21 protein-coding genes and 1 pseudogene are annotated in these 24,047 nt (G+C 39.1%); 3 read left to right on the top strand and 19 right to left on the bottom strand.

From position 1 onward, the window contains the following. Positions 1 to 152 precede the first annotated feature (152 nt). The 7 genes from MHH90_RS02775 to dnaG all read right to left on the bottom strand — a co-directional run bounded on the left by MHH90_RS02775 (position 153) and on the right by dnaG (position 8,276). On the bottom strand, positions 153 to 1,790 hold the full coding sequence (locus MHH90_RS02775) for a hypothetical protein (protein WP_101415666.1): 1,638 nt from the start codon (positions 1,788 to 1,790) through the stop codon (positions 153 to 155). Beyond that, on the bottom strand, positions 1,790 to 2,641 hold the full coding sequence (gene rfbD, locus MHH90_RS02770) for a dTDP-4-dehydrorhamnose reductase (RefSeq protein WP_340725768.1): 852 nt from the start codon (positions 2,639 to 2,641) through the stop codon (positions 1,790 to 1,792). Before rfbD ends, MHH90_RS02775 begins: the two co-directional genes overlap by 1 nt. 72 nt (positions 2,642 to 2,713) lie before the next feature. Beyond that, a complete protein-coding gene (locus tag MHH90_RS02765) occupies positions 2,714 to 4,021 on the bottom strand; it encodes a DUF2142 domain-containing protein (protein ID WP_101415667.1) in 1,308 nt (435 codons plus the stop codon). 4 nt (positions 4,022 to 4,025) lie between these two features. After that, the gene (locus tag MHH90_RS02760; RefSeq protein WP_071417308.1) at positions 4,026 to 4,952 is read right to left on the bottom strand and encodes a glycosyltransferase family 2 protein; all 927 of its coding nucleotides are present in this window, start codon (positions 4,950 to 4,952) and stop codon (positions 4,026 to 4,028) included. Between the two features lie 10 nt (positions 4,953 to 4,962). After that, positions 4,963 to 5,298 (bottom strand): metal-sulfur cluster assembly factor, encoded by a 336-nt coding sequence (locus MHH90_RS02755; RefSeq protein ID WP_002891474.1) that lies wholly within the window; start codon positions 5,296 to 5,298, stop codon positions 4,963 to 4,965. 53 nt (positions 5,299 to 5,351) lie between these two features. After that, a complete protein-coding gene (gene rpoD, locus MHH90_RS02750) occupies positions 5,352 to 6,461 on the bottom strand; it encodes an RNA polymerase sigma factor RpoD (protein ID WP_011226338.1) in 1,110 nt (369 codons plus the stop codon). Positions 6,462 to 6,464: 3 nt separating this feature from the next. Further along, on the bottom strand, positions 6,465 to 8,276 hold the full coding sequence (gene dnaG / locus MHH90_RS02745; RefSeq protein ID WP_100273659.1) for a DNA primase: 1,812 nt from the start codon (positions 8,274 to 8,276) through the stop codon (positions 6,465 to 6,467). Between the two features lie 163 nt (positions 8,277 to 8,439). Between dnaG and mscL the strand changes: the two genes are divergently transcribed. Then, positions 8,440 to 8,820, top strand: a complete 381-nt coding sequence (mscL, locus tag MHH90_RS02740; RefSeq protein ID WP_226003716.1) for a large conductance mechanosensitive channel protein MscL — start codon at positions 8,440 to 8,442, stop codon at positions 8,818 to 8,820. Positions 8,821 to 8,973: 153 nt separating this feature from the next. Here the strand turns inward: mscL and MHH90_RS02735 are convergent. The 10 genes and pseudogenes from MHH90_RS02735 to MHH90_RS02690 all read right to left on the bottom strand — a co-directional run bounded on the left by MHH90_RS02735 (position 8,974) and on the right by MHH90_RS02690 (position 19,065). Further along, positions 8,974 to 10,325 (bottom strand): IS3 family transposase gene (locus tag MHH90_RS02735; protein ID WP_340725767.1). Its coding sequence is split into 2 segments (ribosomal slippage): positions 8,974 to 9,866 and positions 9,866 to 10,325, totalling 1,353 coding nucleotides; the frame shifts between segments, so codons are not numbered across the junction. Between the two features lie 95 nt (positions 10,326 to 10,420). After that, positions 10,421 to 10,597 (bottom strand): 30S ribosomal protein S21, encoded by a 177-nt coding sequence (gene rpsU, locus MHH90_RS02730; protein WP_011681449.1) that lies wholly within the window; start codon positions 10,595 to 10,597, stop codon positions 10,421 to 10,423. Positions 10,598 to 10,791: 194 nt separating this feature from the next. After that, positions 10,792 to 11,586, bottom strand: coding sequence for an ABC transporter substrate-binding protein (locus tag MHH90_RS02725; protein WP_023909836.1), 795 nt, complete (start codon positions 11,584 to 11,586; stop codon positions 10,792 to 10,794). Positions 11,587 to 11,647: 61 nt separating this feature from the next. Next, the gene (locus tag MHH90_RS02720; RefSeq protein WP_260224110.1) at positions 11,648 to 12,757 is read right to left on the bottom strand and encodes an aminotransferase; all 1,110 of its coding nucleotides are present in this window, start codon (positions 12,755 to 12,757) and stop codon (positions 11,648 to 11,650) included. Between the two features lie 346 nt (positions 12,758 to 13,103). Beyond that, on the bottom strand, positions 13,104 to 13,901 hold the full coding sequence (locus MHH90_RS02715; RefSeq protein WP_014621828.1) for a transporter substrate-binding domain-containing protein: 798 nt from the start codon (positions 13,899 to 13,901) through the stop codon (positions 13,104 to 13,106). Beyond that, complete coding sequence (locus MHH90_RS02710) at positions 13,898 to 14,728, bottom strand: transporter substrate-binding domain-containing protein (protein WP_022097022.1); 831 nt, start codon at positions 14,726 to 14,728, stop codon at positions 13,898 to 13,900. The genes MHH90_RS02715 and MHH90_RS02710 overlap by 4 nt, the downstream gene beginning before the upstream one ends. Before the next feature lie 213 nt (positions 14,729 to 14,941). Beyond that, a complete protein-coding gene (locus tag MHH90_RS02705) occupies positions 14,942 to 15,406 on the bottom strand; it encodes an 8-oxo-dGTP diphosphatase (RefSeq protein WP_011681454.1) in 465 nt (154 codons plus the stop codon). Positions 15,407 to 15,450: 44 nt separating this feature from the next. Continuing rightward, a complete protein-coding gene (gene uvrB / locus MHH90_RS02700) occupies positions 15,451 to 17,442 on the bottom strand; it encodes an excinuclease ABC subunit UvrB (RefSeq protein WP_002953358.1) in 1,992 nt (663 codons plus the stop codon). Positions 17,443 to 17,588: 146 nt separating this feature from the next. Further along, positions 17,589 to 17,990, bottom strand: a complete 402-nt coding sequence (locus MHH90_RS02695; RefSeq protein WP_244092517.1) for a hypothetical protein — start codon at positions 17,988 to 17,990, stop codon at positions 17,589 to 17,591. Between the two features lie 138 nt (positions 17,991 to 18,128). Next, positions 18,129 to 19,065 (bottom strand): annotated as a pseudogene (locus tag MHH90_RS02690) (CPBP family intramembrane glutamic endopeptidase). Positions 19,066 to 19,263: 198 nt separating this feature from the next. On the opposite strand from MHH90_RS02690, the gene MHH90_RS02685 reads away from it, so the two are divergent. Beyond that, a complete protein-coding gene (locus MHH90_RS02685; protein WP_014621834.1) occupies positions 19,264 to 21,474 on the top strand; it encodes an ABC transporter substrate-binding protein/permease in 2,211 nt (736 codons plus the stop codon). Beyond that, positions 21,474 to 22,214: an amino acid ABC transporter ATP-binding protein gene (locus tag MHH90_RS02680; protein WP_014608584.1), complete on the top strand. Its 741-nt coding sequence runs from the start codon at positions 21,474 to 21,476 to the stop codon at positions 22,212 to 22,214. Before MHH90_RS02685 ends, MHH90_RS02680 begins: the two co-directional genes overlap by 1 nt. 73 nt (positions 22,215 to 22,287) lie before the next feature. On the opposite strand, the gene MHH90_RS02675 is transcribed toward MHH90_RS02680, so the two are convergent. Together MHH90_RS02675 and obgE are read right to left on the bottom strand one after the other, a co-directional pair. Next, positions 22,288 to 22,485 carry a GTPase gene (locus MHH90_RS02675; protein WP_340725766.1) on the bottom strand — a complete coding sequence of 66 codons (198 nt, stop codon included), beginning with the start codon at positions 22,483 to 22,485 and terminating at the stop codon, positions 22,288 to 22,290. A 166-nt stretch (positions 22,486 to 22,651) separates the two neighbouring features. Next, entirely contained in the window at positions 22,652 to 23,965 is a 1,314-nt protein-coding gene (obgE, locus tag MHH90_RS02670; protein ID WP_011681460.1) for a GTPase ObgE, read from the bottom strand. Positions 23,966 to 24,047: the final 82 nt, after the last annotated feature.

Below are 24,047 nucleotides of genomic sequence, written 5' to 3'. Positions count from 1 at the left end.
TCCTACAAAAATGATTTTTCCCTTTATTATACTATAGATTTTTTAAAAAGTGAAAATCCCACATAACGATTCACTAATACACAAAAAAGGTCATAACGACCTTTTCGAAAAAATTGAATTATTACACTTTTTTAGTAGAAATTCCTAATATATTATTGCTTTTTATGAACTATATAACCATAAAATGCTACAAGGATACCAGATACTAATGAAATGGCGAAAAAAATCTTTGCCCAAATTGTATAGTGGTATGAAACCTCTATCTCATGTTTTCCTTCTGGTACCACTATTTTAACTCCAGCATCGGGTGATTTAGAAGCGTCTGTTCTATGTCCATCTATATCGACTGCTACACCTTTATATGCATAAACAGGTAAACTAACAGTTATATTTTTATCACTAATAATTTCAAAATTGGTTTTCAAGGAAGAAACAGACATCTTTGCTTTAACCACCTGATTATTCTGAAGATTTATGACCTCATGTCGTAGTTTTCTTTGAAAGGCATCATAATCAGGAATACTACCATCAGTTTTCAACATATAGTCTGTAGCATGGTAATCTCCATTGGTAACCAAAGGAAGAAGTTCTTCTTTAGGCATATTGTTAAAAGTTGTTTGTGGTCCCTCTACCGTTTTTCTTGCTTGTGACACAGTGAAAAATGTCGTCAAACTGATCACACCAATCAAAACTGCAATTAAGTACTCTTTTCTTAATATAAAACTAACAAAGACTTTACTTGCCAAATAAGCAGTGAATAGTGTAATAAAATTATTTAGGCGCCAAATAAACTGTATTGAGGACACTACATGTTCACTATTTTCAGGCCAATGTATTAATGGACTTTCAAGAATTATAAGTAAAAATGTCAAAACAAAAATAAGGACATCATATTTTTGTAGTCTAAACACTCCTATAAGTGAGACCAATAAACAAACAATAATCAGAAATCCTGGAAGTGTATAGTTATTATCAAAATTAGGGTTCAACAATAGATCTTTAAGCGAATGTGTCGTTGTATTTAAACTTATTCCCACTGGCTTAACAATCGCATTTGATAAAGACTGTTCTCCCATAAGAACTAATTGAAATGCAAAAATAGAAATCGTAGATAATGTCGCCACTATGAAACTTAATAGTCTCTCTTTCTTACTATCCACAAATCCAAAGGTTATTATAAAAATTAAACCAACTAATAAACCTGTAAGAAGCAATGAAATTAAGTGAGAGTAGGCTATCAGAGACATTCCAATACTCAAAACATACCACTTCTTATAATCTCCTTTTAAAATAACAAAGAGACCATAGAACACTAGTGGAATGAAGGCGTAGGCGATAAACTCACCCATTGCAAACCGTATTACAATGTTATCTAATCTATATAGGGAAAAAGTATATAAGGTAGCAAATAATAAACCTGCAAAATCTTTCTTGTTTTCCTTATTTTCGATAACCATAATATTACTTACCGAATAGTAAGCAATTAGAAAAGTAATTATCGTTAACAAATATTGGTAGATGTAATAACCTAGGAAAACACTGTGTGATAACCTATATAGTACGAAAAATGGATAATAGGTTAAAAATGGATAGAAATAATTAACTCCTAAACCTATACCATAAAAAGCTTTAAAATTTATCGGGGAAGCATATATGCCTTCCATACCCAATAAACGATTTAGATGGAAGCTAAGATCTGCCCCATTCAATCCCTTATTGAAAAAAGCAATCGGAATGACATATAAAAGACTAAGTAACAAGCTACATAAAAGCACTCTTTTCCTTGTCATTATTTCACTTCCTGTTTATAAAACTCTTTCAAAGCATCTTGCCATGTTGGGATGACAAATCCTGTTGCCTTAGCCTTAGCCAAACTCATTGTTGAGTTAAGAGGACGTTTAGCTTTAGCTGGGAATTGACTTGAATCAACAGGTTTCACTTCAACATTAGTATCTTTGAGAATTTCAACCGCAAAGTCATACCAAGTTGTATCTTCTGTTGCATCATTTGACAAGTGATAGTAACCATATTCCTTACGGTTTTCAGCCAAATAAGTCATAAACTCTGCCAAAGTACGTGTCCAAGTTGGACGGCCATGTTGGTCATTAACGACTGTCAGCGTCTTGTGAGTTTTAGCAAGGTTTTGCATAGTGAAGACAAAATTTTTACCATAGTTACCGAACACCCAGGAAGTACGGATAATGTAGTAGTTAGTCACATGTTTTTCAACTAGCTCTTCACCCATACGTTTTGTACGACCATACTCTGTCTGTGGATCTGGTTTATCATCAACTTCCCACTCTTGACCGACTGGTTTTTCACCATTAAAAACGTAGTCCGTTGAAATATAAACAAGCGTTGCACCATGTTTTTCTGCAGCCTTAGCGACATTTTCAGTACCAGTCACGTTAATAGCGTAGTCAAGCTCTTTGCCTTCATCTTCAGCAGCATCAACAGCTGTGTAAGCAGCACAGTGATAAACCAAGGTTGGTTTTACTTCCGCAAACACTTCATCTACTTTTTCGGCATCTGTGATGTCCATTTCTGCCACATCTACTGCTACATACTCTTCGTTACGTTCATCAAGTAGGTGACGAAGTTCAGTTCCGAGTTGGCCATTTGCACCTGTTACTAGAATCATATTTTTCTCCTCGTAATTCAATACTATTAGTTTTATTTTAACAAAAAAAGCAGAAAAAATCTGCTTTCATCCTTAGTTTTTCCACGTAGGTGTAGTCCCCAAGATAAATCCTCTATAGACGATAGTAATTAAATATAATATTAAAACACTAGCTGTTGAAAAAATAGCAATATAATACCTAGCTTTTGGGGATATTCTAAAATTCATTTTAAATCCTAACCAGGACATCAATGGTATAAGAAAAATAATGTATGCATGTAAATATCTACCTGTCAGATCATCAAAAGGCAAATGTTCAGGATGTGAGCTATAAAAGCCTAAAAATATACCAAACCAATTTAATAGATAAACTATTAGACCGGCTAGAGCGGTAGGTAATTTGTACTCACTCTTTTGAGTTGACATCATTACCAATACTAAACAAACAATCCAACATATATTCACTATCTCTGGGAGATTATCCTGAACTACAGAAAATAAAGTTGTACCTCTTCCCCCCATAGTCGCAACATTAAAGTAATTATTGAAAAATACCTTTATCAAATCGATAATATTATAGACTCTGTGGACAAATAAACCAACAATAAAGAATAATAGACTAGTTACAATTGTTAATAATACTCTCGTTATTCTCGAACAACGTTTAAGTGCTGATAATATAGGTTTATATACTATTGGAATCCCCAATAATACTGGTAAAGCAAAAATATAGTTAAGTTTTGTCAACAAAATCAATGCTATAGTCATTAATGTATAAACAACATCTTCTCTCCTTACATCTGATACTTTTTTTAACTGACTCAAATATAAGAAATTTGTCCCAAAGGATGCTACAGCAAGAAACGCAAAGATATCATATGATGGACTAGCTATTTTCTGCATAAAAGGGACAGTAAATATCATCAAGAAAATCAGATGGTCAAACTTGGCCCTTCTAAAAATTAGATACATTCCTCCCACAAAGAAGATTAAATTAAATAATCTAGCAGATAATAGCATTACACCGTAGCTTGGGTAAAACAATCTTCCTAGGAGTAGACCAATTGCAGGTACAAGATGCCCAACATCTATTTTTGATGTTAGATTTTGGTCAGTTAAAACATTAAATTTAATTCCATCATTAGCAACACTATCAATCTTTTCACTATAAAATTTTCTTATAGAAATTTGTTTAGGTTGACTAATGGCAGTAAGCTCAATCTCTCTTAATCTTTTTTTCGAGGTCTCCTTAGGGGATGTCTCAGAAAATACTGAGTAACTTTTTGCCATATGGAAACCTTCATCTCCATTTGAAAGAGGATAAGAGGCAAATAATGATATTAAACCAAACAAAAGAACAATTAACACAAAGGCGTTAATTGTTTTCTTTTTTTCACTCATTCTTTCACCCTTTTTCCTTAACAATATAAACCGGTCGTTTCTTGGTTTCTAGGAAAATCTTTGAGATGTAGTTCCCGATGATTCCCAAGGCTAAGAGTTGGATTCCTCCGATAAAGAGGATGATTGAGACAAGGCTTGCCCAGCCTGCAACACTCCCACCTATAGTTAGTTTTCGGATAACGACAAAGACAATTCCAACCAAAGAAATTAAGAATGAAAAGGTTCCTGCCCAAGTAGCAAGTTTCAAAGGCACTTCGGAAAAGTTGATAAAGCCGTCAAGTGAATAGCTCAATAATTTCCAGAAAGACCACGAGGTTTCTCCGGCAACGCGTTCACGATTTTCATAAGAGACGTAGGCTACATCAAAGCCAACCCATGAAAAGAGCCCTTTTGAAAAACGGTTAACTTCTTTAAGCTCTAGGATGGCATCAACAACTTGACGCGTCATCAAACGGAAATCACGCGCCCCGTCTACCATTTCTGTGTCAGAAACTTTATTAATTAACCAATAGAAGGCCTTAGCAAAAAAGGAACGAATCGGCGGTTCACCCTTGCGGTCAGCACGTCGAGTCCCGACAACGTCGTAACCTTCTTGGATTTTGGCATACATCTCGATAAGAAGTTCAGGTGGATCCTGAAGATCGGCATCCATCACTGTGACGTAGTCACCTTCAGCTGCTTCTAGTCCTGCAAGCAAGCCTGCTTCCTTTCCAAAATTACGAGAGAAAGAGAGGTAGTGAACATTTTCAAATTGCTTTGAAACCTGTCTCAAAACATCCAAAGTTCGATCTTTAGAACCGTCATTGACAAAATAGTAGTTGAAAGTCAACTGATTGGCCATTTGTCGTTCAACTACCTGACAAGCCTCTAAAAAAGGAGGGATAGTCTCTTCCTCATTGTAACAAGGGACAACGATAGCTAGCGTTTTCATAAACCTTCTCCTAACGGATACCTAGGGCAATACGGGCATAACGACTCATCTTTTCAATAGTCCATGCTGGTGTCCAGACCAACTTAACCTCAGTCTTAGTGACTTCAGGTACTTCTTTCATAGCGTCATAGATTTGGTCTGTCAAAAGATCTGCTAAGGGGCATCCCATAGTCGTCAAGGTCATATCGATTTCAGTATAGCCATCTTGCTGGAAACGAATATCGTAAATAAGGCCTAGGTTGACAATATCAATCCCCAACTCCGGGTCAATAACCATTTCTAAGGCTTCCAAGATACGGTCTTTGATTTTTTCAATTTCTTCTTCAGTGTATTTCACTTCAGACATAGCTTTTCCTCCAAAATCAGGGCCTAACAATCAGGCCCCTTCCATTTACTATCTTAGTCTTCAATAAAGTCTTTAAGTTGTTTGCTGCGACTTGGATGGCGTAATTTTCGAAGGGCTTTAGCTTCGATCTGACGAATACGTTCACGAGTAACGTTGAAGACTTTACCAACATCTTCCAAGGTACGCATCTTACCATCATCAAGACCGAAACGGAGACGTAGAACATTTTCTTCACGGTCTGTAAGGGTATCAAGCACCTCATCCAATTGTTCACGAAGAACGACACGAGTTGTGTAATCTACTGGATTTTCGATAACTTCATCTTCGATAAAATCACCCAAATGGCTGTCATCCTCTTCACCGATAGGTGTTTCAAGTGAGACTGGTTCTTGAGCAATCTTAAGGATTTCACGAACCTTATCTGGTGTCATATCCATACGCTCAGCAATTTGCTCAGGTGTTGGGTCTTGTCCCAACTCTTGCAAGAGGTTACGTTGCTCACGTACCAATTTATTGATAGTTTCAACCATGTGAACTGGGATACGGATGGTACGTGCTTGGTCTGCGATGGCACGAGTGATTGCTTGACGAATCCACCATGTCGCATAAGTTGAAAACTTGAAACCTTTTGAGTAGTCAAATTTATCAACGGCTTTCATAAGCCCCATGTTACCCTCTTGAATCAAGTCCAAGAACTGCATGCCACGTCCGACATAGCGTTTAGCGATTGAGACTACCAAACGAAGGTTGGCTTCTGCCAAACGTTGTTTAGCTTCCAAATCACCATTTTCAACAGCGATAGCCAATTTTTTTTCCTCTTCGTTACTCAAGAGAGGCACTACCCCAATCTCTTTGAGATACATACGAACAGGGTCATTGACTTTAGCTGAGTTTGAACCAAGAAGCTCCTCGTCTGTAAGCTCTTCTGGTTTTGGTGCCTCAACAACATATTTAGATGAAGGATTTCCATCTTTATCAGTGATAGAGATACCACCATCTGTCAAACGTTCCAAAAGGTCATCAATCCCATCAGCATCTAAAACAAATGGGATAACTAGTTTTTCTGTGATTTCATCATCAATTGCTGTACCAGCTTTTTTGTGATTACGAATGAAATCAGCGACTTGAACGTTAAATGCTGTATTTTGTTTTTTCGTTACCATGTGTTACTCCATATCTCGTTTTTGGGCGATGAGCATTTGCAGGGCTTCCACCGCTGCATCAACATCACCGTGGTTACTTGATTCTCTTATTTGTTTACTTTGCTTACGGAAGTCCTGTTCCCTCAGAAAATGATTTCTACGCTCTTCAATAGCCTGGACTTCCTCTAAATTGGTTTCAGGTGGCAAAATTTCCTCTAAAACCTGATAATAGGCTGTTTGTACTTCTTGAGAAAGCACAGACAAGGCTACCGTATCAATTTGACCATCTCGCTTCAAAATCTGAAAGAGTTCTTCTAACTCAGGTGTTTGGAAGAAAAAGTCATCCCGCATACGATAATCATTTAAAATCATAGGATGATTAAGCATGCGATGGAAGAGTTGATTTTCCGCGCGACGAAGACCTGTAATCTTAGGTGTAGAAGGTAGTTTGACCGTCCCTCTAAGTCCTGATGCTGAAGACTCGTAAGCACTATTACTAGCAGCTGATAATTGAGCCGTCTGCTGATTTCTCATGGTCAACCGTGCGTTATTGACCGCTTGCTCAACTTGGAAAAAATCAAAGTCTGGCAAAAGGTCAGCCACCTTAGAAATGTAGGAATTTTGTGCCGTTACAGAAGGCGACTTAGCAATAATCTTTGCAATCTGCTCGACATAGGCAATCTCCGCTTGAAGGTTGTCTACATTAGCAGGCTTGAGCTGTCCAATCCAAAATTCCACATCTGAAATGCGGGACTCAACCAAGAGTTTACCCAAGGCCTTTTCGGATGTTTTCTGTAGATATTCATCAGGGTCCATACTGTCTGGAATTTTAACTATATCAACTTGAAAATCCGATAACAGTTCCAAAGACTTGGCAATCGCATTTTGCCCAGGTTTATCACCATCATAGGTTAGAACTATTTTTTTAGTCAGTTTACGAAGACGATTGACATGCTCAGGAGTCAGAGCCGTTCCCATAGAAGCCACTGCATTAACATGCCCAGCTCTATAGGCGGCAATGACATCCATGAACCCCTCCATCAGATAAACCTCATGTGTCTTCTGTATCACTGGTTTAGCCTGATCCAAGTGGTAGAGTTCATAGGACTTATTGAAAATACGGGTAGCCCTAGTATTCTTGTACTTGGCCTGTCCTTTTTCAATATCTTCCTTAGTCCAAACACGTCCTGAAAAACCGATTGTCTTTCCAAACTCATTTTTGAGTGGAAACATGATTCGATTTTTAAAAGTATCGAAAATACGATTATTTTCAGAAAGATTAAAAAGACCTGATTCTGTCAGTACCTCTTCGTCATATTTTTTTGATACAGACTGATAGAGATAATCTGGTTCGTCAGGGGCTAGACCAATCTGAAAGGTCTTAAGTAAATCGTCAGTCATGCCACGCTCATAGAGGTAGGCACGCGCCGCTTCTCCTATCTTAGTCGTCGTCAAGACTGCGTGATAAAACTTCAGCGCATCCTCATGAAGATCATAGAGGGCTTGATTAGGAGAGTTCTGCTGCTGAGCCTGTCTTGGTGCATCTATTGTAACTGCAATACCTAAGCGGTCTGCCAGAACCTTGACACTTTCTTGGAAAGAAATCTGACGATATTCTTCTAAAAATTTGAAGACGTCGCCAGACTTGCCACAACCAAAACAATGGTAAAACTGTCTGTCCTCAATAACATTAAATGAGGGGGTTTTCTCCTTATGGAAGGGGCAGAGACCAAGGTAATTGCGGCCAGCACGATTAAGACTGACAACTTCACCAATCACGTCGACGATGTTGGTACTGATCTTAATATCTTCTATTAAAGCTTTATCAATCACTATCTAATCGCCCCCTATCTTACCATAATTGCAATACCCCTAATTATAACACGATGAAAAATGAAAGTAAAATAAAATAGATTTTTTCATGAGCAAATCTCTTGTCAAGATTTACAAATTCAGATAAAATATTAAAAGTAAATAATAGAAGGGCTTAATTGTCAAAATGATTAAAGGGTTTAAAGACTTTTTGTTCAAGGGTAACGTCCTTGATCTTGCTGTAGCTGTTGTTATGGGGGCTGCTTTCAACGCTATTGTCACTTCACTTGTAAGTGATATCATCACACCACTTATCCTTAACCCAGTTGTTAAGGCTGCTAACGTTGAAAACCTCTCTAAATTGTCATGGAACGGTATCACATACGGTAGCTTCTTGAGCGCAGTTATCAACTTCATCATCGTTGGTACTACTCTCTTCTTCGTTGTTAAAGCTGCTGGTAAAGGAACAGCTCATGGTCAAAATCAAGCTGAAGAAGCTGCTGAAGAAGCTGGTCCATCACAAGAAGAATTGCTTGCTGAAATCCGCGACCTTCTTGCAAACAAATAATCTTTATTTGTTCAACTAAAGACACATGAAACTTAGGACGTCTGAAATCTCAGACGTCCTATTTTTTGTTTCTCATGACTACTAACTGACTTATTTATTCGATAAAAAGAAAAAAGCTTGAAATGTACTGACCCCAAAAAGTTGGACAATAAATTATTGAAAGGATTTAATTCTGTATTGCACAGGACTGAGTCCTTTTAATTTTGTCTTGATACGTTTATTGTTGTAATAAAAAATATAATCCGTAATGGCTTGTTCTAGCTTATCAAGCGACTTAAAAGTCTTTTCATAACCGTAAAACATCTCAGACTTTAAGATGCCAAAGAAGGACTCCATCATGCCATTATCTGGACTATTTCCCTTGCGTGACATAGATGGACGAATCCCTTTGGATGCCAAGAAATCATGATAAGACTGGTGTTGATATTGCCACCCTTGGTCGCTGTGAAGAATAGTTCCTTGGTAAGAGGTAGCCGGAAATGCTCTTTTAAGCATGGTTTGAACCTGTTTTAAATCAGGTGAGCGTGACAAGGTGAATTCAATAATCTCACTATTGTATCCATCAAGAACAGGGGATAAATAGAGTTTCTCTCTAATATTTGGTAAAGCGAATTCAGTGACATCCGTATAACACTTCTCATAAGGCTTAGCCCCTTCAAACTGACGTTGAATTAGATTATCAGCTTTCTTCCCAATCTCTCCCTTGTAAGACGAGTATTTACGCTTACAACGAGTACGAGCAGCGAGTCCCATGAGTTTCATTAACCGTTGAACCTTCTTATGATTGATAACAAATCCTCGGTTTCTTAGTTCTAAATGAATACGACGGTATCCATAATTGCCTTTATGGTCAACGTAAATGGTTTGAATCATCTCTTTGACCTTCTTATCTTTCTTAGCTCTATTAAACCGTTTCAACTGATAATAATAAGTAGAACGAGCTAGCTTAGCGGTTTTTAGTAAGAGGTCTAATCGAAATCCTCCTGAGACCAGTTCTCTAACTGTTTCCGCCTTTTGCGCTGTAAGGCTTCGTCCCTCAAGCGCAATTCCCTCAACTTTTTTAGATAAGCTACCTCGGTACGCAGACGCTCATTCTCTTCCAGAATATGTTCTAGCTCAGTCATTTCTTTACAAGTTTTCTTTGGTTTACGTCCCATCTTACTCGGTCTCCCTCGTTGTTTCTCAACAATAGTATACCCGTTTTTCTTGTATTGTGCTATCCAATTGGTGAGTAGGGATTGTTGGGGAAGAGCATAATCCAGTGATACGGTGAGCTGAGATTGACCGTCAATAAGAACTTTATTAATGATTTCCTGCTTTAATTTAGAGGGATAATACTTATTTTTCCCTTTTTTAACAACCTCAATACCATGTCTCTCCATAAGCCGTACCATGTACTTAAGATTGGATAGACATACACCGTACTTTCGACTAATATAAGGCCAAGAAAAACCAGCCTGTCTTAACTGATATATTTCTAGTTTATCTTCATAACTTAATTTCATACAAAAACACCCCAATCGTTAGATTTTTTTCTGTCTAACTTTTGGGGTGCAGGTCAAAAATACTCAAGCTTTTTTTCTGTTAATTTCATTCTTAATTAGATTTTTTTACGTTTGCGAGCTGCCTCTGATTTACGTTTACGTTTTACAGAAGGTTTTTCGTAATGTTCACGTTTACGAGCCTCTTGAAGAGTACCAGCTTTAGTCACAGAACGTTTGAAACGACGAAGAGCGTCGTCAAGTGATTCGTTTTTACGTACTACTACTTTTGACATTGAATTCACCTCCTCAAGATAAAGTAACATTTTACACGTTCTATCCAAGTATACAAGACTCGCCTTTTTCTGTCAAGAAATATATTTAAGTTTAGGAACTTTTTGCTATTACAGTTGACTTCTAAGTCTACTAAAACTATCAAAGGTTTTTCCTATACAAAAAACTAGAGGATTCATCTCCCCTAGCTACTGATTTATTCAGCTGCTGTATATTTAGAAGCATCCTTGATATACTCGTCGTAAGTACCATCTGCTTTCAATTTTTTGATGACTTTATTGACTGCTTCTTTCAATTTGTCGTTGCCTTTAGCCATAGCGACTGCTTTTGCATCGCCATCATCAACTTTGAGGGCAACACTTGCCAAGGCCAAATCTGAATTTTGTGCCACGTAACCTTCTGCTACTGGTTTTTCAAGGTCAACAGCATCAACTTGACCAGATTTCACCTCGTTAATCGCCTCACCCATTGCTGTAAGTGATATGACTGTTGAATCTTTCAATTGTTTCTTAGCAAGACCTTCTTCAATGGTACCTTTTTGAACTGCTACTTTCTTACCTTTGAGAGCATCAAGACTTGAGTAAGTAGACTCTTGACCTTTACGAACGATGATAGCATTTTGTGTTTCGTAGTAAGGATCTGAGAAATCAAAGGTTTTCTTACGTTCGTCTGTTACTGAGATACCTGAAATAGCAAGATCAGCCTTACCTGATTGAAGGCTTGAGAGCACGTTATCAAAGCTCATTGTTGTAACTTCAAGCTTAACACCGAGTTCATTCGCAATAGCTTGTGCCAACTTGATATCTGAACCAACTACTTGGTCTTTACCATCTACCAAAGTTTTGAACTCAAATGGTGGATAGTCTGGGCTGACAGCCACGACAAGTTTTTTATTTTCTTTAATAGATTCGTCAGCGTCTTTTTTTGACCCACAAGCTACCAAAGTTACAGCAACAAGGAAAGCCATCGCCCCGAGGAAAAGTTTTTTCATAAGAAACTCCTGTATAAATATATTTTTTGCTTGTTTATTTTATTTAAAATTAGTAGCATTGTCAACATTTATTAAGAAATTGCGACAGTTTTTCCAAGCCCTTTTGAAGAACTTCCTTATCGCAACAATAACCAATACGGACATGTGACTCCTTGTCAAAACGGTTACCTGGAACCACAAGTACACCGTACTCCTGTAGAAGCTCTAAGGCAAACACTTCAATGGGACGATCAACATCTAATTTGACGAAGGAGGTTGACACACTAGCAGGACGAATCCAGCTAGCCTTAGGCTCTTTGGCAATCCACTCATCCATAAGAGCTAGATTTTCCTCTATAATCTGACGATTACGTTCCAAGATGGCTTCTTTATTTTCCAAAACAAGGGTAGCCACCATATCGTCAAAGACACCGGCGCAAATCATTGTGTAATCGCGGTAGTCACGTAGTATGTTTGCCACCTTAGTATTAGAAGCCACCCAGCCGACTCGAATACCAGGAATCGAATAGGTCTTTGAAAGACTGTTAACCGCAATTCCCTTTTCATATAAATCGACGATAGAAGGTGCAGGCTGGTCAAAACTACGATAGACCTCATCTGAAAAGATATAGGCTCCCACTTCTTTAGCGATAGCCACTAGATCCCCAAGATAAGCAGCATCCATAAGGGCACCGGTCGGATTGTTAGCATTGTTAATGCAAATCATCTTGGTATTGGGACGAATCAGACGACGTAGTTGGTCCAAATCAGGCAACCAGCCCTTGTCCTCCTCAACTTCCCAGAGATCCACTTCCGCTCCTAGTGACTTGGGAATGTCATAGAGCTGTTGATAGGTTGGATACATGGAGATGATATGGTCCTCAGGCTCAATGAGAGCATAAAGCGCTAACATAGTAGCTCCTGTAGCTCCGTTGGTTTGGAGGATATTATCAACTGGCATGTTCTTGTATAAGCTAGCTACCTGAGTTTTGAACTCTGGTGAACCTTCAATCCAGCCGTAATCCATTTTTTTCTTTAGTAATTGAGAAAAAAAGGCATCCTTATCAAGGCCTGATAGGTCAAATAATTCTCTCATTGTAAGGGCCTTAATTGAAACTCCTGCGATATCATAAATGGCAGATTTTTCATGGACATTAAGCCATTCTTCAACACCAAAACGTGGTAGCTTCATCGTTTCTCCTTGCTTTTATCGAGCTCTGTCTACAATTTTATTTGTCATTTTTGGAAGACTTACCTACTTTGATAATAACTGTTTTTAGCAGAGAATTCAATAAAAAATGGGGTATTCCTCATTTTAGATTTAAGAATGTTTTGAGAATTCCCTTTAGCTGCCAAAGCGAGCTCTAATCGAGACTTTTCGCCGTGATGAAAACACCTGAAGCGGGCTTGTTTCAGATGCTCGAAAATTTCGAGAACTTAGTCATGAAACTTCAAAGAAGTTCGCTAACGTCCGACATTACCTAATAAAAGTTTCTAAAAGAACTTTTATTCAATGCAAAATAGAAAATCTTTTGAGTTTACTTACTTTGTTTGTAACTTGATGCTTCTTTTAACCATTGGTCAAATTTTCCAGACTCCTTGGTCTCTTTGATGACAGCATTGATTTCTTTAAGTAAATCGTCCGAACCCTTACGTATCGCGACTGCATAAGCATCTGAACCATCTGACTTAAGGTTAAAGCTGGCAAGGGTTAAATCATCATTTTGTGCGATATAACCTTCTGCAATAGCTTTTTCAAGGACAACCGCTTGAATCTGTCCTGACTTGAGTTCGTTAATCATCTCGCCATTTGAAGCGAGTGAAACCACACTTGCCTTAGAGAGTTGTTTCTTAGCAATTGTTTCTTGAACAGACCCTTTTTGCGTACCGACAGTTTGTTTAGCGAGACTATCAGCACTTGTAAAATCATTTACCTTGTCTTTTTTGACAATCACTACATTTTCAGAGGTATAGTAGCTATCAGAAAAATCATAGACTTTTTTACGCTCGTCTGTTACCGAGATCCCTGCAATGGCAATGTCTGCTTTACCACTTTGCACACTAGCAAGGACATTGTCAAAAGACATAACAGAAAATTCAACTTTCACACCAAGTTTTTTCCCGATAGCTTTAGCCAACTCGATGTCTGCTCCAACTAAGGTATCCTTGCCATTGACCAACGATTTGAATTCAAATGGTGCAAATTCAGACTCTGTCGCTACGACAATTTTCTTATTTTCCTTAATCGTTTTTGTGCTCACTCCTTGACTCCCCCTACATGCAACAAGAAAACACGTGGCAACTAGGGCTGTAAGCATAAACCAAAATTTCTTCATATTGTGACTCCTGATTTGCTAGAACTCTTAAGTGAAAGAGCGTAGGCATCTTGAACATAGCTGTCAATTTTACCTTCTTTTTTGAGTTTAGCGATAATCTTATTAACCTTGGCTTTAAGATCATCACTGCCCTTAGGCATCGCTACAGCGTAAGCATCGTTTGAATCTGATTTTAGAGCAATATCTGACATAGTTAAATCACTATTTTGGTCCACATAACCTTTCGCGATAGCCTTTTCTAGCACCACTCCTTCGACTTGACCTGATTTCAACTCATTGATAGCTTCACCAGGTTGCGCCAAGGAAACCACATTGGCATCCGACAAGTTAGCTTTGGCAATATTTTCTTGAATTGAGCCTTTTTGAACAGCTATAGATTTCTTAGAAAAGTCGCTGATTTGTTTGTAGGTTTTTTCTGTGGCATCTTTTTTGACAAGAAGAACCGTTTCAGAATCATAGTAAGTATCTGAAAAGTCGAAAATTTTCTGACGTTCTTTAGTAGCTGATATACCAGAAATCGCAATATCAGCTTTACCAGATTGAACACTGGCTAGGACATTGTCAAAAGACATTTCAGAGAATTTGACTTTCACACCTAGTTCATCACCAATAGCCTTGGCAATTTCGATGTCTGCCCCAGCAATAGTATCCTTACCATCTTGGATTGTTTTAAATTCAAAAGGGGCAAAGTGGGGATTAAGAGCGACAGTCAAAGTCCCCTTATTTTTTACTTTATCTAATGTGTTAGTCGATGAAGAACAAGCCGCTAAAGATGTCAAAGCAAAGATACCTGCAAGGCCCAATAAAAGTTTTTTCCACGGTTTCATAATCAATCTCTTTTCTATATTTATTAACTATGTAAGTATAATAATGTATTAATATACATTTGTCAACGCAAAAATAGACTTTTATTGATTTGTTTTTATTTTTATTAATTTCAGAATCGTTATAAATGCCGAAAATCGCTTGTTTTAAAGTTTTCTATCTAATTTCAAAGACTAAAAAAAACTATTCATTCATTTGAATAAATAGTTCATTTTTCACCAAAATTCTCTTAAGAAGTCATTTTCAAGGCGCTCACGATAGAAGAGTTCTGAAAGATTATCTTCTTCAAACACACGAAGGAGATTAAGCATGTCATAGGCTAAATCCATATGAACTACCTCCTCTCGAGCAACCCACCGGACTTCTCCCTCTTCCGTTGAACGAAGATCCCCTTCAAAATCCGAGGTTCTATAGAGGAAAACCAAGTACCGTTCGTCATCTGTCGTGTACCAGTGCTTCATACCGACCAATTTAGGACTTTTGATGGTCAAACCAGTTTCTTCCTTTACCTCACGGATAACTGATTCTACTAGACCTTCATGTGCTTCGATATGGCCACCGGGTAGGGCTGCTCCCGACCAAGAATAACGTTTTGGATCGCGGATTTGCATGACAATATTTCCACGGCCATCTTCAATGAGACACATGTTGGTCAAAATAGTTGCTTGTGAACGTGACATATATTTCCTTTCTTACTTATATTTCCTAAGTAATGAACCTAGCCTTAATCCATACTCTTCAGCTCTAGAACCATATCACGAATTTGGGCTGCCAATTCAAAATCAAGCAGCTCTGCCGCTTCGTGCATTTGCTTTTGAAGTTTCTTGATGGCTTCTTGGCGTTCTTTCTTGTTCATGGCACTGTAGTTCACAGTATCCTCTGCCACTTCTGCTTCATTGGTCTTGGTAATCGAAATAAGGTCACGAATTTCCTTCTTAATCGTTTGCGGAGTGATACCGTGCTCCTTATTATAGGCCATTTGGATTTCACGACGACGAGCAGTTTCATCCATAGCTTTCTGCATAGACTCCGTAATCTTATCCGCATACATGATAACGTGCCCATCACTATTTCGGGCAGCACGTCCAATCGTTTGGATAAGTCCACGTTCATTACGAAGGAAACCTTCCTTATCAGCATCCAAAATAGCAACCAGACTAACTTCAGGAACGTCAATACCCTCACGAAGAAGGTTAATCCCAATAAGAACATCAAAGACACCCAAACGCAAGTCACGGATAATCTCAGTACGCTCCAAAGTCTTAATATCAGAGTGCATGTATTTGACCTTGACTCCCATTTCCTTGAGGTAATCGGTCAAGTCTTCAGCCATCTTCTTAGTCAAAGTTGTTACAAAGACACGCTCTCCTTTTTCAGTACGGGCATTGATTTCACCAAGGAGGTCATCCATTTGACCCATAGTTGGACGAACTTCGACTTCTGGATCAAGAAGTCCTGTCGGACGGATGATTTGCTCAACGACAGTCTCAGTCTGCTCCATCTCATAGTCGCCTGGTGTCGCTGACACATAGACAATCTGATGCACATGACTTTCGAATTCTTCACGACGAAGGGGACGGTTATCAAGAGCCGATGGTAAACGGAAGCCGTAATCGACAAGCATCTTCTTACGGGCTTGGTCTCCGTTATACATTCCTTTAATCTGTCCCATGGTCATGTGACTTTCATCAATCATGATGAGGAAATCTTCTGGGAAGAAATCAAGTAGAGTAAACGGTGGCTCACCTTCTTTACGACCATCCATGTGACGTGAGTAGTTTTCGATACCATTGGTGTAACCCATCTCACGAAGCATTTCGACATCGTATTCTGTCCGTTGACGAATACGTTGAGCCTCGATGAGTTTACCCTCGGCTTCAAATTGATTAACCTGAACCTCCATCTCTTCCATAATATTCTTGATAGCTTCTTCCATATGCTCTTCATTGGTCATAAAGTGAGTAGCCGGAAAAAGAACAAGGTGCTCAACTTCACCGAGATTACGTCCTGTCAAACTTTCAATTTCACAGATACGGTCAATCTCATCACCGAAAAATTCCACTCGAAAAGCATTTTCATCACGGCTGGCAGGGAAAATTTCAACCACATCGCCACGTACACGGAATTTTCCGCGTTGAAAATCAATATCGTTACGCTCAAACTGGATATCAACCAAGTCATTGAGCAACTTGTCCCGAGAAATTTCTTGACCAGGACGCAGGCTAACAGCTGAATCCGCATATTCTTTTGGCGAACCCAAACCGTAAATACAAGACACGGAAGCCACAACAATTACATCATTGCGTTCCAATAGGGCTGATGTCGCTGAGTGACGGAGTTTATCAATTTCATCATTAATAGAGCTATCTTTTTCAATATAGGTATCTGATGAAGGCACATAAGCCTCTGGCTGGTAATAATCATAATAGGAAACAAAATACTCTACAGCATTGTCTGGGAAAAACTCCTTGAACTCACCATAGAGCTGGCCTGCCAAGGTCTTATTGTGGGCGATAACCAGAGTTGGCTTATTAACACGTTGGATGACTTGACTCATGGTATAGGTCTTACCTGTCCCTGTCGCACCCTTTAAAATTTGAGCCTTCTCCCCACCTTTGATATTATCAACCAAGGTTTCGATAGCCTGGGGCTGATCTCCTGAGGGTTCGTATTTAGAAACCAAATGAAATTGGTTGTCTTCTTTTCTATCTATCATGGTTTTTCCTTTCATTTATGCAATCATTTATCTCTTGATCGGAGAAAATCTCCCCACTTGTAAGTGGAATCTCAATCATTCGCATCTTTGCGACATAGGTACGTTTCTTCCGTGATTGATGACCAAGTTTTTGTCATAGGTAATGGCTATCTCACCATTTTTGAAGAAGATAAGCAAGACCTGATATCTCTTTTTATCATCAACTTCAGCATCAAGTCAAAGACATGCTCGATGCATTTCAAAGAATATCTCACCATCGAAGAGCGTTCAATATCCTCCATCTGCGTTGACCAAGCCTTCTTGACAAACTCAATCTCTGATAAGGGAATTTCAAAGGTTTTGCGTCCAAATACTTGGCCGTAGTAGGTCAAAGAATTGTCATCAAGTTCCAACAGTTTTCCATGACCTTTGAGATTTACAATACCATCTATGAGAAGAACAATGGATAATAAGAGCCAAAATAAAACAATGAGACCAAGGAACTGCTTGACTAGATCTTCACGAAGGGAACCTCTAATAAGCTCAGGAAAAAGGATCCATAGAGACAAGACGGAAAATATAAGGCTAACCACTATTTTCAATTTCAATATGAGCCCATCAAGCTTTACTATCATCTCGTCCCCTTTTTCAAACCTTTCTTCTATTTTAACATAGAAGTAAAAAGACCGAGTCTTTAGAACTCAGCCTTAAGAATTTTCTTTTTTCAATTGTAGTCGAAGAATAACAATACCAATCAGGAGAACGATACAGGTGATAATATTACCTTCTAGACCAAAGGGCTCCACCTGATAACCAATCCGGTACACCTGACTTGGTAGGGAAGCGCAATAGGCTATCACCTGCATTCTGTCCACTGACTGCCACGCCAACTAGATTTCCTTGCGTAAAGTTCCAAGCACCATGAAGGGATGCCACTCCCCAGATATTATCTGTCTTGAGCATGTAAAGAGCCATGAGGACTCCTACTAGAATAATACTGATAAGAGACAAGGCAGTGACACCTTGATTTCCTAGGTGTAGTATTGAAAAGAGAGAACTTGAAATAGCAATTCCCCAGGAAAGGTTCAATTTACTAGTCACCGTCTGAAGTAGCCAACCACGTGTCACCAATTCCTCAGTCCCGCCCTGGATAAACCAGAAAGGAATCAAAGATAAGAGATATATAAAGATTCTTTGAGAAAAGTCCACTTTTACAAACTCTAAACCACCAAGTAAAGAAGTCCCAAGGAAACTCGCTAACAAGAGTAGAGTCCCAAAGCCCCACCCCTTAAGTAAGTTCAAGCAAATATTCCCCTTAAAAAATCCGAGTGTACGAATGGGACGTTTTTCAACAACTTTAACTCAGATAAAGATAACTAAGGCAGTAAAGACAAAGGTTCCCAGCTGAAAATACAAGCTTGAAAACAGTTTAGTGAAAATCGTATTTATATTCCGAAACTGAATGTTGCCATTAAATATCAAGAATGAAAAAATAACAGTCATGGGAACTCCCACAACAATCCCTGCTAGAAATCCACCTATAAGGACATATCCAGAGGCAATAAAACAGGAAAGCATAATCATCAGCCAACTAGGGACTTTATCATATCGGCTGGTGTATTTCTCAAGCATACTTTTCTTCATTTTCAGCTCCTGTAACTAATCTTCCCTGTATTAGGGTACAGTGTAACGAATTGACACAAACTTGTCAACTTCTTCTAAAACAACTCTCACAATTAACAATTATTGTTATATTTTATAACATGATGCTTCTCAGAGTTTGATAACAAGGGCTTTTTTTGATAGAATAGAAAGGTATTTTATAAAGGAGAACTTTTTATAATGAAGAAAAAACTTCTGACACTCTTTTTGAGTGTCATGTCAGCTCTCTTTGTTTTCGGAGCTAAGGCATCTGCTAGAACGATTTCAGTAGTTTCAGATACAGCCTATGCCCCATTTGAATTCAAAGACTCTGATCAGACCTACAAGGGTATCGATGTTGATATTATCAACGAAGTTGCCAAACGTAAGAATTGGGATGTTAACCAAACTTATCCTGGTTTTGATGCAGCCGTTAACGCAGTTCAGTCAGGACAAGCAGACGCCCTCATGGCAGGTACAACTGTAACCGATGCACGTAAGAAGGTCTTCACTTTTTCAGACACTTATTACGACACATCAATTGTTATTTACACTCGTAGTAACGACAAAGTCAGCGACTACAAACAATTGAAAGGTAAAACAGTTGGTGTTAAAAATGGTACCGCCGCTCAAACCTGGCTTGATAAAAACGCTAGCAAGTATGGTTTCACTGTTAAAACTTTTGACACTAGTGACTTGATGAACAACAGTTTGGACTCTGGTTCAGTTTATGCAGCCATGGACGACACACCAGTTGTTCAATATGCTATTGGTCAAGGTAAAGACTATGCTATCAACATAAAGCCTGAATCTATCGGTAGCTTCGCTTTCGCTGTAAAAAAAGGTGGAAAGCACGAAAGTCTTATCAAGGATTTCAATGAAGCCCTTAAGGAAATGAAGGAAGACGGTACCTACGATGAAATCATGACCAAATGGTTGGGTGACTCAGCAAAAGCTTCTTCAAAATCTTCATCGTCAAAACCGTCGGAAGCTCTTAACTTGACTGGTGATGCTAATGCAAAAGCTACTCCTACTAAGGAAACTTACACCATCTCAATGGACTCATCGTTTGCACCATTTGAATATCAAAATGGTTCTGGTAAGTATGTTGGTATCGACGTTGACATCATCAATGCCATTGCTAAAAACCAAGGTTTCAATGTTAAATTAACTAACCCTGGTTTCGATGCATCACTTAATGCCGTTCAATCTAGCCAAGCCGATGCGGTATTGGCTGGTATGACCATCACTGATGCCCGTAAACAAATCTTTGATTTCTCAGATCCTTACTACACTTCAAACATTCGTTTAGCTGTGAAAAAAGGCTCTAACATTAAGAAATATGAAGATCTCAAAGGTAAGACTGTTGGTGCCAAAAACGGAACATCTTCTTACTCTTGGTTAGAAGAGAATGCCGACAAATATGGCTTCACGCTTCGTGCATACGATGAAGCTTCTACTATGTATGATAGCTTGAACTCTGGTTCAATCGATTCCCTTATGGATGATGAAGCCGTACTTCTATACGCTATCCAACAAGGACGTAACTTTGAAACACCTATTAAGGGAATCTCTACTGGTAAAGTTGGCTTTGCTGTTAAAAAAGGGGCTAACCCTGAGTTGATTGAAATGTTCAACAATGGTTTAGCTGCTATTGTTAAAGACGGTACTTACGATAAGATTATCAACAAATACCTTGACAATAACAAATCTAAAGAAAAGAGCTCAACCAATGTTCCCGATGAAACTACAATCGTAGGCTTAATTAAAAACAACTATAAACAACTTCTCCAAGGTCTTGGAATTACCCTTGGATTGACCCTTCTTTCATTTGCTATTGCCATGATTATCGGTATTATCTTCGGTATGATGGCAGTTGCACCAAACAAGACCCTTCGTGTGATTTCACAAATCTTTGTTGACGTTGTCCGTGGTATTCCATTGATGATCGTTGCAGCCTTCATCTATTGGGGTATTCCGAACTTGATTGAAAATATCACCGGTCACCAGTCACCAATCAATAACTTCGTGGCTGCGACTATAGCCCTTTCACTTAATGGTGGTGCTTACATTGCTGAAATTGTGCGTGGTGGTATCGAAGCTGTCCCTATTGGTCAGATGGAAGCCAGCCGAAGCTTGGGTGTCCCATACAATACAACAATGCGTAAGGTCATCTTGCCACAGGCTGTTCGTTTGATGTTGCCAAACTTCATCAACCAATTTGTTATCTCATTGAAAGATACGACTATCGTATCAGCTATCGGTTTGGTCGAACTCTTCCAAACTGGTAAAATCATCATTGCTCGTAACTACCAATCATTCCGTATGTATGCGATTTTGGCCATCATTTACTTGGTCATCATCACATGCTTGACGAAATTGGCTAAACGACTAGAAAAGAGACTTAAATAATGGCTGAATTGAAAATCGATGTGCAGGACTTGCACAAATCATACGGCGACAATGAAGTCCTTAAAGGCATTGACGCCAAATTCTACGAGGGGGACGTTGTATGTATCATCGGTCCTTCAGGTTCAGGTAAATCAACCTTCCTTCGTACTCTTAACCTACTTGAACCAATAACTTCTGGTAAAGTAGTCGTTGATGGCTATGAATTATCAAACCCTAAGACAAACATTGACAAAGCCCGTGAAAATATCGGGATGGTTTTCCAGCATTTCAACCTCTTCCCACACATGACTGTCCTTGAAAATGTGACATTCGCACCAGTTGAACTGGGACGCATGACTAAAGAAGAAGCTGATAAATTAGCTATGGATCTTCTAGACCGTGTCGGACTTTCTGACAAAGCTGATGCTACACCAGATAGCCTATCTGGTGGACAAAAACAACGTGTGGCAATTGCGCGTGGTTTGGCAATGAATCCTGACATCATGCTCTTTGACGAACCTACCTCTGCCCTTGACCCTGAGATGGTCGGGGACGTTCTTAACGTTATGAAAGAATTGGCAGAGCAAGGTATGACCATGATTATCGTTACTCACGAAATGGGATTTGCCCGTCAGGTTGCTAACCGTGTCATCTTTACTGCAGACGGTGAGTTCCTTGAAGATGGTACACCAGATCAAATCTTCGATAACCCACAACACCCACGTTTGAAAGAATTCTTGGACAAAGTTTTAAATGCCTAATTATTAAAACAGTTACTCCTAATGAGGTAACTGTTTTTGATTACCAATTTAAATAAAAAAACAGGGCAAGTAACTACACTTGCTCTGTTTCTTCATTTAATTCAGGGTGTTTTGCCGCTTCTTTCCTTGCCAAACGCTCACGCTCAAGACGAAGTTTTCGGTTAGGGTTTAATCGCGTAAAGAATTCTTCAAGTTTCTTCGGATTCCAGACATCAGCCGCAGAAACAAAATTCCCATCTTTATCCTTGAAGGATATTGGTTTATTTCCCATTGTAAACCTCTCCTTTCAATAATTTGTTGTATTCAACATGTATTTATATCACACTAATCCATGCGACACAAGTCAATCCTTAACCTCCACTTTAGGCAGGTAATGAGGTTGCCATAGCGGCCGCCGTAGACTATCAAGTGCTGAAGCACTTGATAGTCTTTCAACGTCAATCCACAAACTCAAATTCGAAGTTACCAATACGAACAATATCGCCGTCCTTAGCACCACGTTCACGAAGGGCTTCATCAACTCCCATACCACGCAATTGACGAGCAAATTTCATAATAGATTCATCACGTTCCATGTTAGTCATGACAAAGAGTTTTTCAAGTTTTTCACCAGAAAGCACCCATGACGCATCATCGTCACGACTGATTTCAAATGGACGTTCTTCTTCGTTAAAGCCATAGTATACTTCTTCTTGTTCCATATCATCTTCGTTATAGAGCAAGAATTCATCTGTTTGATCAAGTAGTTCAGCAGTAGCTTCCAAAAGATTTTCCAAACCTTGATGGGCCAAACTTGAAATAGGGAAAATTTGTGGCAACTCATCAAATTCATCATAGTTAGCAGCCAATTTTTCCTTAAACTCTTTCAAGTTTTCCTCAGCCTCAGGCATGTCCATCTTATTAGCAACAATAATTTGTGGACGTTCCATCAAGCGCAAGTTGTAAGTTTCCAGCTCTTTGTTAATTTGAAGATAATCCTCGTAAGGATCACGCCCCTCACTCGCTGACATATCAATAACATGAAGGATAACACGTGTACGCTCGATGTGGCGGAGGAACTGTGTTCCCAAACCAACCCCCTGGCTAGCACCTTCAATCAATCCTGGGAGGTCAGCCATGGCAAAACTCTCTCCTGACTTTGTACGGACCATTCCCAAGTTAGGAACAATTGTCGTAAAGTGGTAAGCACCAATCTTTGGTTTTGCTGCCGTTACCACACTGAGAATTGTTGATTTACCAACAGATGGGAAGCCAACCAAACCAACATCAGCCAAAATCTTCAATTCCAATTGAAGTTCGCGCTCTTCACCTGGTTCACCATTTTCAGCGATTTCAGGGGCAGGATTACGAGGTGTCGCAAAACGGATATTTCCACGTCCACCACGTCCACCATGAGCAACGACAAACTCTTGGCCATCCTCGACCATATCAGTAATAACCTTACCTGTTTCAGCGTCACGCACTGTCGTACCAGGCGGGATGCTAACGATAAGGTCCTCAGCTCCTCGACCATGCATACCCTTGGTCATCCCTTTTTCACCGTTCTTAGCTTTGAACTTACGGTTATAACGGAAATCCATAAGGGTGCGCAAGCCTTCGTCAACCTTGAAAATGACTGAGCCACCCTTACCACCGTCACCTCCCCAAGGACCGCCATTTGGCACATATTTTTCACGACGGAAGGCAACCATCCCATCGCCACCACGACCAGCTTGGACACTGATCTTGGCTGTATCTAAAAACATACTCATTTATATTCTCTCTTTCTGATTTGTATGCTGTGTTCTAATTTGATCTCAGACCAAAGAATCTCCGACATACACAAAAAAACGC

Source organism: Streptococcus sp. FSL E2-3488, from assembly GCF_038003585.1.
In the GTDB taxonomy this organism is placed as follows: Bacteria; Bacillota; Bacilli; order Lactobacillales; family Streptococcaceae; genus Streptococcus; species Streptococcus thermophilus.
The sequence above is the reverse complement of the archived record's forward strand: the minus strand, read 5'-3'. Positions and strand labels throughout refer to the sequence as shown.